Origin of the sequence: Pseudoalteromonas sp. CR1 (assembly GCF_019392235.1) — a bacterium.
Lineage (GTDB): Bacteria > Pseudomonadota > Gammaproteobacteria > Enterobacterales > Alteromonadaceae > Pseudoalteromonas.
This window is the reverse complement of the sequence record NZ_JAHXRM010000420.1, coordinates 1-254: the sequence shown is the minus strand read 5'-3', so window position 1 is coordinate 254 and position 254 is coordinate 1. Positions and strand designations below refer to the sequence as shown.

The 254-nt window shown below is 63.4% G+C and carries 1 protein-coding gene; it reads left to right on the top strand.

What is annotated here, in order from left to right; translation table 11 throughout:
* Positions 1 to 254, top strand: a 254-nt coding sequence (locus KZZ04_RS19975) for a PAS domain-containing protein (protein WP_219424000.1), incomplete at both ends; no start/stop codon positions are given.

Sequence of the window (254 nt, the reverse complement as noted above, 5' to 3'; positions counted from 1 at the left end):
GGCCGACGAAGAGCGCAGTTGGGTGCACCGCGTGCGCAGCCTGGTATTGAACGACGCCCACGGCGAGCCGGAGTTGTTGGTGCTGATCCTCAGCGACGCCACCGAGTGGGCCAGCGCCGAGCAGCGCTTCGAGAAAACCTTTAATGCCAACCCGGCGCCCGCGGTGATCTGCCGCCTGAGTGACTTGCGCTACATCAAGGTCAACCAGGGTTTCCTGGAGATGACCGGCTACAACCGAGACCAAGTGATCGGCC